The sequence below is a fragment of the Paenibacillus sp. W4I10 genome (genome assembly GCF_030816325.1).
GTDB lineage: Bacteria > Bacillota > Bacilli > Paenibacillales > Paenibacillaceae > Paenibacillus > Paenibacillus amylolyticus_B.
Genome location: NZ_JAUSXX010000001.1, coordinates 1,256,164 through 1,269,638, shown reverse-complemented (window position 1 = coordinate 1,269,638; position 13,475 = coordinate 1,256,164). Strand labels below are relative to the sequence as shown.

At 45.6% G+C, this 13,475-nt stretch carries 14 protein-coding genes; 1 reads left to right on the top strand and 13 read right to left on the bottom strand.

Features of this window, described 5'->3' with window-relative positions; all coding sequences use genetic code 11:
- The gene (locus tag QF049_RS05875; protein WP_307535598.1) at positions 1–510 is read right to left on the bottom strand and encodes a hypothetical protein; all 510 of its coding nucleotides are present in this window, start codon (positions 508–510) and stop codon (positions 1–3) included.
- A 234-nt stretch (positions 511–744) separates the two neighbouring features.
- On the opposite strand from QF049_RS05875, the gene QF049_RS05870 reads away from it, so the two are divergent.
- Positions 745–1,395, top strand: a complete 651-nt coding sequence (locus QF049_RS05870) for a hypothetical protein (RefSeq protein ID WP_307535596.1) — start codon at positions 745–747, stop codon at positions 1,393–1,395.
- Between the two features lie 69 nt (positions 1,396–1,464).
- Here the strand turns inward: QF049_RS05870 and QF049_RS05865 are convergent, their stop codons facing one another.
- From QF049_RS05865 to QF049_RS05810, 12 genes are all read right to left on the bottom strand, one after another.
- Positions 1,465–2,781: a hemolysin family protein gene (locus QF049_RS05865; protein WP_076250316.1), complete on the bottom strand. Its 1,317-nt coding sequence runs from the start codon at positions 2,779–2,781 to the stop codon at positions 1,465–1,467.
- Positions 2,782–3,151: 370 nt separating this feature from the next.
- Complete coding sequence (locus tag QF049_RS05860) at positions 3,152–4,735, bottom strand: sigma-70 family RNA polymerase sigma factor (protein WP_307535593.1); 1,584 nt, start codon at positions 4,733–4,735, stop codon at positions 3,152–3,154.
- A 221-nt stretch (positions 4,736–4,956) separates the two neighbouring features.
- A complete protein-coding gene (gerQ, locus tag QF049_RS05855) occupies positions 4,957–5,415 on the bottom strand; it encodes a spore coat protein GerQ (protein ID WP_036613981.1) in 459 nt (152 codons plus the stop codon).
- A gap of 75 nt (positions 5,416–5,490) precedes the next feature.
- A complete protein-coding gene (locus QF049_RS05850) occupies positions 5,491–5,913 on the bottom strand; it encodes a cell wall hydrolase (RefSeq protein ID WP_307411605.1) in 423 nt (140 codons plus the stop codon).
- A 160-nt stretch (positions 5,914–6,073) separates the two neighbouring features.
- Complete coding sequence (locus tag QF049_RS05845) at positions 6,074–7,759, bottom strand: hypothetical protein (RefSeq protein WP_307535591.1); 1,686 nt, start codon at positions 7,757–7,759, stop codon at positions 6,074–6,076.
- A 204-nt stretch (positions 7,760–7,963) separates the two neighbouring features.
- Positions 7,964–8,713 carry a glucose 1-dehydrogenase gene (locus tag QF049_RS05840; protein ID WP_076250310.1) on the bottom strand — a complete coding sequence of 250 codons (750 nt, stop codon included), beginning with the start codon at positions 8,711–8,713 and terminating at the stop codon, positions 7,964–7,966.
- 147 nt (positions 8,714–8,860) lie between these two features.
- A complete protein-coding gene (locus QF049_RS05835) occupies positions 8,861–9,253 on the bottom strand; it encodes a DUF2500 domain-containing protein (RefSeq protein WP_017688132.1) in 393 nt (130 codons plus the stop codon).
- Between the two features lie 207 nt (positions 9,254–9,460).
- Positions 9,461–9,973 (bottom strand): hypothetical protein, encoded by a 513-nt coding sequence (locus QF049_RS05830; protein WP_307535589.1) that lies wholly within the window; start codon positions 9,971–9,973, stop codon positions 9,461–9,463.
- 308 nt (positions 9,974–10,281) lie between these two features.
- Positions 10,282–11,412, bottom strand: a complete 1,131-nt coding sequence (locus QF049_RS05825) for a collagen-like protein (RefSeq protein ID WP_307535587.1) — start codon at positions 11,410–11,412, stop codon at positions 10,282–10,284.
- A 316-nt stretch (positions 11,413–11,728) separates the two neighbouring features.
- Positions 11,729–12,322, bottom strand: a complete 594-nt coding sequence (locus tag QF049_RS05820) for a C39 family peptidase (protein ID WP_307535585.1) — start codon at positions 12,320–12,322, stop codon at positions 11,729–11,731.
- Between the two features lie 43 nt (positions 12,323–12,365).
- Complete coding sequence (locus tag QF049_RS05815) at positions 12,366–12,908, bottom strand: GNAT family N-acetyltransferase (RefSeq protein ID WP_307535583.1); 543 nt, start codon at positions 12,906–12,908, stop codon at positions 12,366–12,368.
- 44 nt (positions 12,909–12,952) lie between these two features.
- Positions 12,953–13,447 carry an AAA family ATPase gene (locus tag QF049_RS05810; RefSeq protein WP_307535582.1) on the bottom strand — a complete coding sequence of 165 codons (495 nt, stop codon included), beginning with the start codon at positions 13,445–13,447 and terminating at the stop codon, positions 12,953–12,955.
- Between the last annotated feature and the right edge of the window lie 28 nt (positions 13,448–13,475).

The window sequence follows — 13,475 nt, the reverse complement described above, 5'->3', positions numbered from 1 at the left end:
TCAGAATAACACGGTGCCAGAGACATGTTTGCTTGTTTCCGTGGTACTTCCATCATACGCTGTATGAATACTGGTAACGCGATAATAATATCCTGGCATAACGGTCCAATCCGATGCGGCATTCAGTAAGTTTGTATTCGTTGCATTGTTGGAACTCGTTTTAAAAGTTACCCATGCTGTTCCTGTCCAGCGCTCAAATCGATAATCTACGGAAAGTGTCTTCATTGCTGTATATGTCATGGTCTTGGTATTGACGATAGCCGATAGCCCACCCCCAGGAATGACTGCACCGACCGCTTGATAGATATGTCCAAGCTCTCGAGTGTTAGCAAGCGAATGGATGGATGGTTCCGGCGGCGGTGGTGTAAGGGCACCAGAGGACACGTTGATCATCGGGCTTGCAACGGCTGGTTCGGACGTAGGTATAGCCAGGATTGTTGGCACCATTAACAAGGCAACAAGGGTTATTTTTAGTATAGATGCTGCACTCTTCGTTTTCATTTTCCGCATATTGATCCATCCTCCGCTTCCATATTTGATTTTGTGTAAGGGTATAAACGGACGGATCGGGTGACAGGTTTCAAAAAAAAAATTAGACGCTCCGATGTTTCTGTCGGCAGCGTCTTTTGTCTTTGCATGCATCTCCAGCATGGTTGAAACCTAAATTATTCCAGCCCGTATGTATTGGGTAACGGATACACGAAACCATATGAACCAACAAGATTTGCAAATGAGGTGTATAACTTGAGTAAATTTCAATCCAAATCCAGGAGGCATCGTCACAGCTCCAATCCGAATGAACTACATATCGAAGTTTCCGGCTCGTTCAAACGTTGGCTTGTTATCTTGGTGAGTGCGCTTACCGCAGGGACCTTAATATATTTCTTGGCTACAGCCCGGGAAAGCTGGATAAGCATGGGGATTGACCGCTATGTATTGCCCTTTATGATCTGGGGACTTCTACTGTCCCCCATCCTTGCTTTTCTTTTCCTCAAGCAGAGCGGACGAACCATTTCCCATGTCAAATTTTTACGTGTTTTCGGGATCGCTTTCTGCCTTCTGCCTCTGGTACTTCTGTTTTATGTGTTACCCGTAACACTTGGCATGGTGAATGATCACCTGACCCAGTTTAAGCAAAATCCCGTGTTATCCACCACTAAGGTGGGGGACTACAATTCTTACGAGGTTACTTTTGTCGATACGCCTATGTACGCCATCATCACCATTAAGACACCGACAACAACCCAATCCACTCGAAAAAAGCTGAATATCCAGCATGATCTGGCTCCGGGAGAGAATGTTTACGTCACTTATAAGCGAATTTCTATCAAAAATAGTTTGGTCACGGAGAACCGTTATGCCGATATTGTCATTCATGCACCCAAAGAATCATGAGCATGCAAAAAAGCTGTACGATGACCATTACGTCACCATACAGCTTCATTTGTTACAATTTCGATCTGGCTACGCGCCTTCTTCTTCAACCAATAGTTCCAGCTTAATCACATTTACTCGGGAAATCCGCTTATGCTCTGTCTCTTGAATGACAAATACATAACCCCCATACTCAACCGATTGACCGACCTCAGGTGGAATGGCATCTACTCTGGAGTATAACCAGCCCCCGATGGTATCGTAATCGGCACGATCCATCTCCAGTCCGAATCGTTCGCTGACTTCTTCAATCAGCATCAATCCATCAATAGAGTATTCCATCTCATCCACTTGTTCAATGACAGGACGCTCATGGTCGAATTCATCCTGAATCTCGCCTACGATCTCTTCCATGATATCTTCAAGTGTGACAAGCCCGGAGGTTCCCCCGTATTCATCAATCAGAATCGCAATCTGTGTCTTGCTACGCTGCATACGCTTGAGCAGATCACTGATTAGCGTGGTATCTGGCACAGCCAGGATGGGCCGGATCACGGAGATGGTATCCGTGAGTTGGGATCGCATTAGATCCTTAATGTGAATAAAGCCGATAATATGATCCTTGTCTCCGTTATATACCGGATACCTTGTTCGCATACTTTCACTGGCAATCTCCAGATTTTCCAGCATGGACTCATTAGCGTTCAGACAGATCATTTCCGTCCGCGGAATCATAATTTCACGAGCGGTTGTATCCGTAAAATCAAATATATTATCAACAAGTGCTAATTCAGTGTTATCAATTAAACCGCTCTTATTGCTTTCTTTCATCAGAATGCGTATTTCATCTTCGCTATGTGCGGAGTCCATCTCCGAAGCTGGTGCCATTCGGAACAGTCTCAACAAGCCGTTAGCCATACCGTTCAGTGCCCATATGAATGGATACATTAACTTGTAGAAGAACGTTAGCAAAGCCGCAGACCACAACGTGATCGTCTCAGACTTTCGAATCGCCATCGTTTTGGGAGCAAGTTCTCCCAGTACAATGTGCAAGATCGTAATAATCACAAATGCAATGGCAATAGAGATTCCATGAACGTAGACTGGTCCCAGTCCAAATGCGGTAAACACGGGCTCTAACAAGTGTGCAATTGCCGGTTCTCCCAGCCACCCGAGTCCCAGTGAAGCCAAAGTTATACCTAGTTGGCAAGCTGACAGATATGCATCCAGATTACGTACGATATTGGAAGCATAGATGGCATTTTTGTTGCCTGTTTCCACCAAAGCCTCAATCCGACTTCCACGAACCTTCACCATCGCGAATTCCGCCGACACAAAGAAACCATTCATTAATACAAGTAAACCAATTATTACTAAATTTAAAATACTCGGTAAGGGGTCACTCAAATTTTCATCCTATTCGCCGTCATTCTTCGGCAAATAGGTCCACCTCCTTCGAAAATGTAGGATATTTGCCATTCTGCCGCTCATATGCAATTTCAACTTCCCAATGCTTCCACCTCCACCTTGTTCTGTCGAATAACAAAGATATGCTTCTTTTATTATATAATTCTACACTACACAGTCAATCCGTGTCCTATGACAACGAAATGGCACAAACGCCTTTTTTCTTTAACAAAAGTCTCGATTACGCTGTTTTTTAACATTTCTTAAACAATGATCTAACCAAACTAAAGAGAGTACCCTCGCTCATGCTTCGCATGGCTGGATACTCTCTTTTTGTAATACTGTTATTTTCTCAGATTCTATTCGCCGATTACGATGTGGACTCAATCTCCACTACGGTTTCCGAAGCGGGGTTCCAGCGCCACTTGGCTTGTTTCCCGCTTGGGTTATGCAATCCACCGATCCAGAATTCATCCTGCTTCAGCAGTGCCCAATCGACTTCACCATTCAACACCTGAATTCCGAGTTCCGTTAGCGACAGGACTCCGTCACGGAATTTTTCATCATGCTGCTTGAAATTAGGGAAAGTGGTTGCACCGCTCATCTGAAGAAGGGCATGAGGTCCTTCTGTCATCCGCCTCAGATGTGCCCAGTATTCAAGATCACCCATCCCGAGAATATGCAGCTTGTCCCCTACCTCGCGAAATAATGGATACGGATGCTCCACACCTGCTCTAATGGTCTCCAGTGTTGTCTGCTCAATGAGCCCCAGACCATTCGATACAGATGGCAGACGGGACAAATGTGCCTTAAAGGCAGCTTTCGCAAAGGGTAGCGCAGAAGTGTCTGCCTGCAAGTAATCCAGATGATGCCGGAAATCAGTCGACGTATAAGCTTCCCAGAACTGTGCACCGGCTTGTAACTCGTTTTTCTCAATCACATGCCAACTGCCTGACAGCCGTTCAATCTGTGTGGAGGTAAGCTGTCCCAGTCCTCTAAAATGCTCGATCTCTGGATACGAGTCAATACAGAGCAGATTCAGTTTCGTATTCTGGAGTGCTTGTCCTTTGAAATAATGCAATAGATAAGATAACATCGTCTGATCATAGAGATCGTATTCGAACCATAAGACAATTTCCTTGTATTGTTGAAACGAATGTAACTTGCGTTCAAGCTCCTCAATTTTCAAGTATTCTGCCTGTGGAATGCCCAACTGCTGTTCTAACACGGATGCCCGATTCTGCCGCTCCTTCGTATCTCCCATTTCTTTGGCTACCGGGCCGAACGTATACAACTCTCTCCATACCAGGATGTCTCCCTGAATTCCACTCTCTCTTAAACGATTAGCAGCGTGATCCCCATTCATAATGTGTAACAATCCTTTTCCCCCTTCATACAAGTCACTGAATACAGAGGCCAGATCCCTTACAGGCATAGAGCGCTTGAGTTTGGATCGGGCATCGAACAATCTTTTCTTTAATGCAGGTACCTTGATCCCGAGGAAATCCGATATTTCCTCGAGCGAGTATCCTTCCAAATAAAACAGTTCAACAGCAATCCGCATCGATGATGGCAGTATTGCAATGGAATCACGAAGCGTACGATGCATTTCATTTTGCACCGCTTGTTTTTCCGGATTATACGCCTGATCCTCTTCATGGAATACATGCTCCAGCTCCTGAACTGGAATCATGGTATGCTGCTTGCGTCTAAGCCAGCGATAACACTGTCTCTCCACGATTACCTTGAACCACCCGGGAAAAGCCTCAGGAGCTTCCAGCTTGGACAGATTACCAAAGGCTTCAGTAAACGCCTCCTGCACGACATCTTCTGCCCAAAATGTATCCCCCAGTCGGTGGTAGGCAACAGCAAGTGCCATCCCGCGATATTGAGACATCAGTTGTGCGTAAGCTTCGGGTTCGCCCTTCATCGCTCCTTCAATCCATGAATTCAATGCTATGGACTCCCTTCATATAAGCATGCTGCTTGTTCTATTCATGTATAAGTGCCATGTTATCGCCAAAAGGTTACGTATGACTCTAAACCTATAGTAACCTCCGTATATATGTTTATGTAAAAAGCTGTCCTGTCTGCGGATTACCTCCACATTCAGGACAGCGAAGTAAATCAGTATGTGTTAGACATGTCAGTTACAAAATGATGAGGTGAAAATGATTATCTGCTTGGAGCTTGCGGGTAATTTCCTACCACTCCCGGATATTGATACAACAACGGTTCATCAAATGTAGCATAGTCGAAGTTGACCATCAACAGCATGATCCGTCTTCCTGTCTTCGGGTCACTGATGATAATATGGTCACGGCCAGCTGCTTCAATAATACCTTGGAATATGCGAGCGTTCCATTCTTTATTGCCTTCATATGTCATGTAGAACGTACCGAATTTACCAAGGTTCAGACGTAAAATATTCTCAATGTATGACTGCTCAAACTGTGGAGCCGTTGTTGTAATCACTGCACCCGTTGGTGTCATTGGGCTTCCACTGGATACGAGTGGAGGTACACTTGTGGAGCTTGGTGATACCATCCCTGGCGTTGGTGACATGGCAGGCATTCCGTTACCAATTTTGTAAGACGTACCTTGAACCTGAGAATTGGCTTGTTGACCCAACACAGAATTCGCTTGCTGACCCAGTGTTTGAGTTGTTGGTTGATAAGGCTGATTAATCATGATGATTCCTCCCAAAATTTAATATACTTCCGGACAGTCATCGCCTGTCGGACTGAAGAAACAATGCGCTTTGAAACGTCCTGTATTTGGCTGGTCATACCACGTTGGTGGGCAGTCGCCCACAGGTCGGAAAAACCACAATGAATTGCTCGCTGGCCAGATGCGCTCTCCATTGATCACCCGTTGTGCGAGACGAATCTCGGACTGTCTTGCCCGTTGGTAAAAGTACCCCTTCTGTGTTGACTCGTAGCCTCCTGGATTCTGGAATACCATACGATTAATATCGCGAATATCCTTAAAGTCCAGACAATCCACCAACACCCGGTTCACACCTACATTGCCCACAAGCAACATACCCTGTTCGCCGTCACCTTCAGCCTCTGCCCTCATGAGCCTAGCCAGCAGCTTGACGTCCTCTGAGTTGGCTTTAATAACAGCCATAGTCTGTTTCCTCCCTTGTTTCAGCTGTTCATCACCGTACATCGTATTGTGCAGGAGCCCATTCGGTGACACGATTCCATCTTTTTTCCATAAAAAAAAGCCCGGAACCTCACCCAAGGTGAAGTTCCGAAGCAACTCGTTTCTTATAATACTCGCCTGTTTAAGGCTTGGCCTCAATCCAATAATCATAGGCATGAACAATGTTGCCTTGGTAAGCCTGATGTTCGGCCAGCAGATCCGGAAGCTTGGCAAGCTGAAGTTCCATCTCCGCTGCCCCTTTCTCATAAAAAGAAATATGAGGACCTTCATGGTTCTGCTTCATTTCTACCGAGATCATCAACCTTTTACCCAAACGATCCGCAATCTCCATCTCCTGACTCACAATAGCAGCAATCCCATTGGAACCTTCGGCGTTGTTACGGAAAGCCATCAGCGACACATGATCGAGTGTACGGATCATAAATTCAGTCACAGATGTATCCTTTCCTGGCAACGCGAAGCTATCCAGCCATACAGCAAGGTCTGCGCTTGTTTCGAGATCACTGTCCTTCTTTGTTTCTTCCTGGAAAAATGTAATATTGGCAGCCCATTCGGTCAATAAGGTGTCCCGACTATTCTCCCACTCTGGCAATGTGTAAGGCTCAATATCCAGATGGATGCCTTCAAATCGTTCATCCGGTTCGGATTCAGCATTATAGTTTTTTACATAATCAATCAAGCGCTTAATGCGTGGACGATTCTCCTTCTTGCCCCAGATCGGGTGTCCACCCATCGCATGGATCTCAATGCCCTGCGCTTTTGCCCGTTTCACAAAACTGCGGTAACTGGAATAGGGTTGATCCAGATCTAACCGCACATACAACCAGTTAATATTCTGCTCTCTAGCAAACGCTAGTATGTGCTCTCCCCCGTCATTCGTCACCTGAGAAGCCTCCCAGATATACGTTCCCCGAATCTCTGGCTGATTGGATGGAATCTCCGGTGATGGCAGTTCTGACGGCTCGAGTTGTCCCCAGTATACGATGTCATGTACAGCAGAACCTGCGTAGGAACTATGCTCGCTGAATGCGGAGGCAACTTCTTCGATAACGGTTTCCAGTTGTGCTGCACCTTTCCCGGCAAAAGTCGTGAACTCCTCGCCAGGCATGGGCTTGGTGTTCAACCCAACCGTGACGCTCACATTGCTGGCATCTGCCCAGTTCATTTCCTGTTCAATTAAACGTATAATACCATTGTTCCCTTGCGCGTTATCACGGTAAGCGAGTAAAGTGACATGCTCCACTCGTTCAATGAACCAACGTGACAATGGTTCGTTATCTGCATCCTCAGAAACTCTATTTCCTGTGACGGTATAGGAATCCAGCCAAAATGGCAGGTCAATATTCACTGCAACTGCGCCATCCTGTCTCACTTGTTCAAATAACAGATTCATATTGGCTACCCATGATTGTACCAGTGGCTTGGCATCTTCTTTCCAGGCTGGTAACACATAGGGCTTGATATCCAGATGTATGGCATCAAATTGCTCGTTGGGCTCAGCAGCTTGATTGTAATCACTTACCCACGACGCTAATCTGAGCATGGGACCTTCACGGCCACTGAGCGCCCAGGATGGATCGCCTCCCAGCGCTTCAACCGCAATACCCGCACGGCTTGCTTTGGCTATAAACGTCTGGTATACCTCCTTTGACACCGTCATGTCTACATTCACGTACAGCCTGTTTATCTTATGTTTAGCTGCATTGGCCAACAGCTCATCTCCGTTGCTAACAGACTGTGCCTGCCATACCCAGGCCGCCCGTATATCTGCGCCGTCAGCTTCAGCAGGTGACTCATTCCCTATCATTATCATCCCTCCGATCAGCAGTAACAGCCAAAATACCTTCCGGGATTGTTTCCCGAACATATACTCCCTCCATTCTTCTACTGTTGTAAAATCACATTTATTATAGCAACCGAGTTATTAAAAACAAATAAGCCCAAGTGCTTAACTTGGGCTTATTACTCTTAAGTTGGGACAGCTTAGGGCTCGCCCGGCTCAATCCCGGTTCTAGTCCTCATATATCATTTTTCGGGTCATGCCTCCATCAATAACGAGGTTGGTCCCTGTGACAAAGGTATTGCTTGGATCAGACAAATATAGACAAGCACGGGAGATATCAGAAGGAACACCCACACGACCGGATGGATGCTGTTCATGATCCTCCTTTTTCAATTTCTCCACGTCACCTGTCTCAATCCATCCCGGACTGATACAATTGACCCGAATTTGGTCCTTGCCCAGTGAGACCGCCAGCGCATGTGTCAGAGCTACAATCGCCCCTTTGGATGCGGCATAAGCTTCGGTATCCGGCTCAGACATCAGCGCACGGGTAGAAGCCATGTTGATAATGGCACCACCGTGTTCATTGCTTTTCATATGTTTGGCTGCTTCCCGACTCGCCAAAAAGCAACTTCTCACATTGGTATTGAGTACATCGTCCCATTCTTCCAGCGTCAGCTCATAGGGTGACTTCCACTTGGCGAGTCCCGCATTATTCACCAAAACATCAATTTGCTTGAATTCTTCCACGGTTGTACGAAAAAGATTCGTAATATCCTGCTCGCTCCGAACATCACATTGAACAAAGATGGCTTCTCCGCCTTCATTACGAATGGAAGCTGCGGCTGCCGCACCCTCGGCTTCCTTGTGATCGGCAAGTACAACTTTGGCTCCAGCGACCGCATAAGCCTCGGCCACACTTCGTCCTATCCCTTGAGCGGCACCGGTTACAACAACGACCTGATCTGTAAATGACATATTGTTTGCCTCCTCTATGGTAATGATCCTTCGATCATAATCTGATTAAGCCTCTTCTTATATAAAAACACGTTAGGCCCATTAAGAAACGCTTGTCCAGCAATTAATCAAAAAAAGCTCACGCCATCCTGGCGCAAGCTGCTCAGTTTAACCACGTAGGCGTTCAGAATATACGCGATTATATCGCTCGAAGCCTACATAACGCGTTCCTTTGAACGAGAGCCGTCCTTCATCCCCCTCAGCGCACAAACCATACTCTTCGCCATTGACTTTGAATTCAAGCCGATCTCCACTTTCTACTTCAAAGGTGACGTAGTATAGCGTTCGTGCTGTACTACCCGGTTCAGATTGCGACTGACTCATCTTCATCCGTCTGCTGGTGATTCGTGAAGGCACGGTCAATAGTGGCTCCGAGTTGTTGCGTCCCCACCTCCATACCTCCTTTCCCATCGACAGAAGGACTATACCTATAATCAGAACAAATACAACCGGAAAGACGGTTCCAAACAAATCAAACATCCAGGATGATTCAATGCCCATGTCTCTCCCTCCGTTCATACAACTTAGGACAGCCGGAGTCTTGACCCGTCTCCTGTAATGTATATGCACGTAAACAAAGAACTTGTTATCCGGATTGAAATCAAACGGTGTGAGGGGAAAAACCTCCGGCAGAATACCGAAGGGTTGCTTCATACGAAAATAAGTACTATTTCATTATCTAATACCCCGCTGCCTAGCAGCCCTATTTTACTTAAAGGTTGTTGCGAATCGATGATCCAACAATATAACCTGATTGACCTGTCCCTCTTTTGTGAGCATAAACGATGCACGATAGATAGCCAGATCATCTTTCTCCGCTTGCAGCGACTTCTCATCCAGGAATGTTTCCTTCTGAATATGATAGGCATAATCGATATTACGTTCAGATTCGACCAAAACATGTACATTGCCATACAGATCAAGAATCTCTTGATGAGTAATCCCCGCCTCTGCCCCGCGAGCCGTCTTAAAGTACCCTTTCGAGTCCTTATTCAAGATGATACTGACGACTTTGGCATCCCTGTAGCCAATCGTGATCCCGTTATTGTATTGATAGGATTGACCCACACCGGTTGATGTTCCCTCACCAAGGATTTTCTCAGCCTCTTCCTGACTCATTCCATATGTAATCTTATCCTCACTGTCGGTCTTCGTCACAGCCAGATCCTGTTCTGAGAATTCGTTTGGATTGAATTTGCTATTGCTGCAAGCCGTGATCATGATTAATAATAATGCCGCAACAACCCATGTAATTTTTCTCCAGTGTCCATCTTCATGTACTCACCTCTGATGTTTTTCCAATATTTTATCATATTAACTACTGAAAAAATAATTAGTAGTGACTTTTCACCATTCCTCACAAAACAAAAAGAGTATCCGATATGTAGTTACATCTGTACCATTATCCGCTCCAACTGAGATAGCAGCCTCAGGTAAAGCACTGCTATCTCAGTTCAAGCAAACCCATGTTACCGTTGTGGATGCATATTTAATAAAGTTGAGGAAAGTTTGCTAGCCTGTTAACGGACTCATGCTAATTGTGTGATCACAAGATGTGCGGATACAGGTCTAGTTCCACCCGCAAGTGGCGTGATTGTTAATGCTGTAGCATTACCAGCCGGGTTCCGCACGGTCAGAATAGAATTAATCACGGTTGTCTGCACCAAAGCCATACCAACAATCTGAGACGTTCCCGTTGCTCGCCCAACTACAGTAGGAGCCAAGTCTGCCCCATTGAGAGTTAAGATTAATTGACCTGCTTCATTGATACTCACCTGGAACAAAATCTGATACGTACCAATGGCTGCCAGATTGAATGAACTAGGCCCCGTGCGGGCGATAGTTGTTCCACTTGTCGGCCCATTCTGAGGAAAGCTTACATCTGTACCGGGAGCAACCGTTGCAGCATTATCAGGTGGCATCAGCGCGAAAAAGTCAGCAAATCCCAGCACGCTTCCGGCTGCTCCTGTCGCACCTGTAGATCCTGTTGCCCCAGCGGGACCCGCTACTCCCGTTGCACCTGTCGGACCTGCTGCTCCAGCAGGACCCACTGCTCCTGTTGCACCAGCTGGGCCTGCAAGGCCTACTGCTCCAGCAGGACCTACCGCTCCTGTTGCACCAGCTGGGCCTGCCGGGCCTACTGCTCCAGCAGGACCTACCGCTCCTGCTGGACCGGCTGGGCCTGCTGGGCCTGTCGCACCCGTCGGCCCAACAGCCCCAGGAAAACCTTGAGGTCCAATTGCTCCGGCAGGTCCGGGATTACCTTGCGGACCTTGTGGCCCTACAGCCCCCGCTTCTCCCGGAATCCCCTGTGCTCCCATGGGTCCAGCAGGTCCGACCGGACCTTGAGAGCCTACCGCTCCAGCAGGACCAGGCTGTCCCTGAGGTCCTTGTGGTCCAGGTGGCCCCCCCGCTGGTCCTTGAGCTCCAGGTGGCCCTTCTGCCCCTTGTTTACCTGGAATACCCTGTACGCCTTGTATACCTTGTGGTCCTGTTGGGCCAACGACAGTAGGGGTAGATATGTTCACCTCTGGAGGCGGACATTTTACTTGAACGAACTTTTTAACCACTTTCAATCGGCGGTCTTTTCTTTTAACTTTACATGGATGTAATGTTGCCTTTTTTCTCTTCATACGTTTCTTCACTTCTGAATGACTCACAGTATGGACACCTCCCTATAGACATAGTTTAACGTACGTATGTAGATGAATAGATGCGTGGACGAACAACCAATTTAATTAAAAACTCCGCTGATTACTAGGTAAAACAATAAAATCAGTAGCAACTGCCTATACGTTTGATCTATTTTGTTCATAACCATCGATTAAAGCGAACTGGTTTACGAGAGGAGATTTGCTCACCAAAAAACTCAAGCCATTTGGGCATGAGTTGCATGATTTAACCTGCAGACGTTCCGAATAATACCGATTAGTTCGTTCAAAGCAAATATATCCTGTCCCTTAAAAGAGGGCCGTCTTAAATCTGCATCGGGTGTACGACGATATAGGAGTTTTGAGAAAAAGGTAACCACGACCTCCATAACATGTTGAGTTCACTTATGCTGATTTTTCGATTGTAATATTCTTCATCACAATTAATCTTGTGGTCTAACGATTCTGCCAAGTAAAAATGTGTTTCATCATAGCCAACGACGGGAACAAAATGCAAATAACGTTGTTTAGCATGTACTCTAATAAATAATATAACAGGCACACCCTGGCTGATCTGTTTCTTCAACGTATTCACATTTCCTCGTAAGTACATTGCCTGATATCCTAGTTTTCTGAAAAAAACAACGACCGCTTTGGGATATACCGTCCCATCCAGTAATTTGCGAGGATAGGTTTCATAAAGCTTTGTTCCGTTGGACTCCAAACCGAAATGTCTCAAGACGAACGCACTGGAAAATGCAGCGCATTCGTAGTTTTTCTGAATATCCAACCGATTTAAAGATTGAATGTAATATGTGCGTGGCACATTAACCGTGTACATGCGATCTTTCTTAGGAAAACTGAAATAAAGGGAGATCACCCAGAGGATAATCAACCAAAGTAATACATTGAGAAACAATACGTGACCTCCTTCGTCTCATCATGCTGATATACTCTACCTTTTAAGTATGCCATTCACTAGACAACAAACTATAAGTCACAATATTCTCAAAATGATCGTAAACCCATTGAGCTTCTCTGGATGTGCCCTCATTTGAAAATCCGATTTTCTCAGGTATAGCCCTGCTTTTAAAATTGTTTTCTGCACATTGAATAATGACACGATTTAACTTCAACTCGTTAAAGAGATATTTAAGCAATTGTTCTATTGATTTAGTAATGATTCCTTTGCCCTGTGCTGACTCAGCTAAAAAATATCCAATGCTCGTTGTTCGATTATTCCAATCAATATAATGCAATCCTAACATCCCGACCAATTGTTCATTGAACCATATTCCGGAATCAAAACCGTTCCTCTCTTCATAATTATGTGTCCATAATTCTATTACAGAATCTAAATCGCTGGGCGATTGTCGTTTATCAACCCAGAGTAACCACGCTCTCAAGTACTTTCTATTCTCATCAATCATTGCATACAACTCATCTTTATCTTGAGATTGGATCAGTTTTAATACAATAGATTCATTCACTTGAAAAGGCAGCATCCTGTTCCTCCCACTCAATCTAACTATGAGGTTATTTTAGGTGTTCATTCCTCGCACCAGCTCTTTAAAACCCATTCTTTAATTTGTTCAGCTACTCCCACTGCTGTAAGCTCTGTCGTATCAATTGTTTGCATTGGCGGGTCAAACGCATTTTCCGAATTCTGTAGTAACCAATTTGCAAAATTCTTGTGATCTTCGATCGAGTTCTCGTCCCACCCACGAGCTCTTAAACGCGTCTCGCGAGTAACATCGTCACAATGCAAATTCATATATAGAATTCGATCAAATCGATCTATGTAATCGGACGATGCAATGTTTTCCGGCACCATCGTTCCGCATAAAACAGTCCCTCGTCCACTTAGCGATATGTTATACGCAATCCTCAACCAATTCTCTTTGGCAATCTGCCAATCCACGTTATCGATGATATCCATATCAAAGACGTCAAATTCGGGTAGCTGCTTCCGAACAAGCGAAGAGATCGTTGTTTTTCCTGTTCCACTCGCGCCTGTCACTACAAAAAGCGGTAATCTTCTCATAACTAGCTCCTTTAGTTAAAATAAATTT

What these genes read in the sequence shown, in the direction of transcription:
- QF049_RS05840 (WP_076250310.1), bottom strand. Translation starts at nt 8,713, where the DNA reads ATGTCATTTACAGATCAGGTCGTTGTTGTAACCGGTGCCGCTCAAGGG.
- QF049_RS05875 (WP_307535598.1), bottom strand. Translation starts at nt 510, where the DNA reads ATGCGGAAAATGAAAACGAAGAGTGCAGCATCTATACTAAAAATAACC.
- QF049_RS05850 (WP_307411605.1), bottom strand. Translation starts at nt 5,913, where the DNA reads ATGGCTGTTATTAAAGCCAACTCAGAGGACGTCAAGCTGCTGGCTAGG.
- QF049_RS05830 (WP_307535589.1), bottom strand. Translation starts at nt 9,973, where the DNA reads ATGATCACGGCTTGCAGCAATAGCAAATTCAATCCAAACGAATTCTCA.
- QF049_RS05835 (WP_017688132.1), bottom strand. Translation starts at nt 9,253, where the DNA reads ATGGGCATTGAATCATCCTGGATGTTTGATTTGTTTGGAACCGTCTTT.
- QF049_RS05810 (WP_307535582.1), bottom strand. Translation starts at nt 13,447, where the DNA reads ATGAGAAGATTACCGCTTTTTGTAGTGACAGGCGCGAGTGGAACAGGA.
- QF049_RS05815 (WP_307535583.1), bottom strand. Translation starts at nt 12,908, where the DNA reads ATGCTGCCTTTTCAAGTGAATGAATCTATTGTATTAAAACTGATCCAA.
- QF049_RS05845 (WP_307535591.1), bottom strand. Translation starts at nt 7,759, where the DNA reads ATGATAGGGAATGAGTCACCTGCTGAAGCTGACGGCGCAGATATACGG.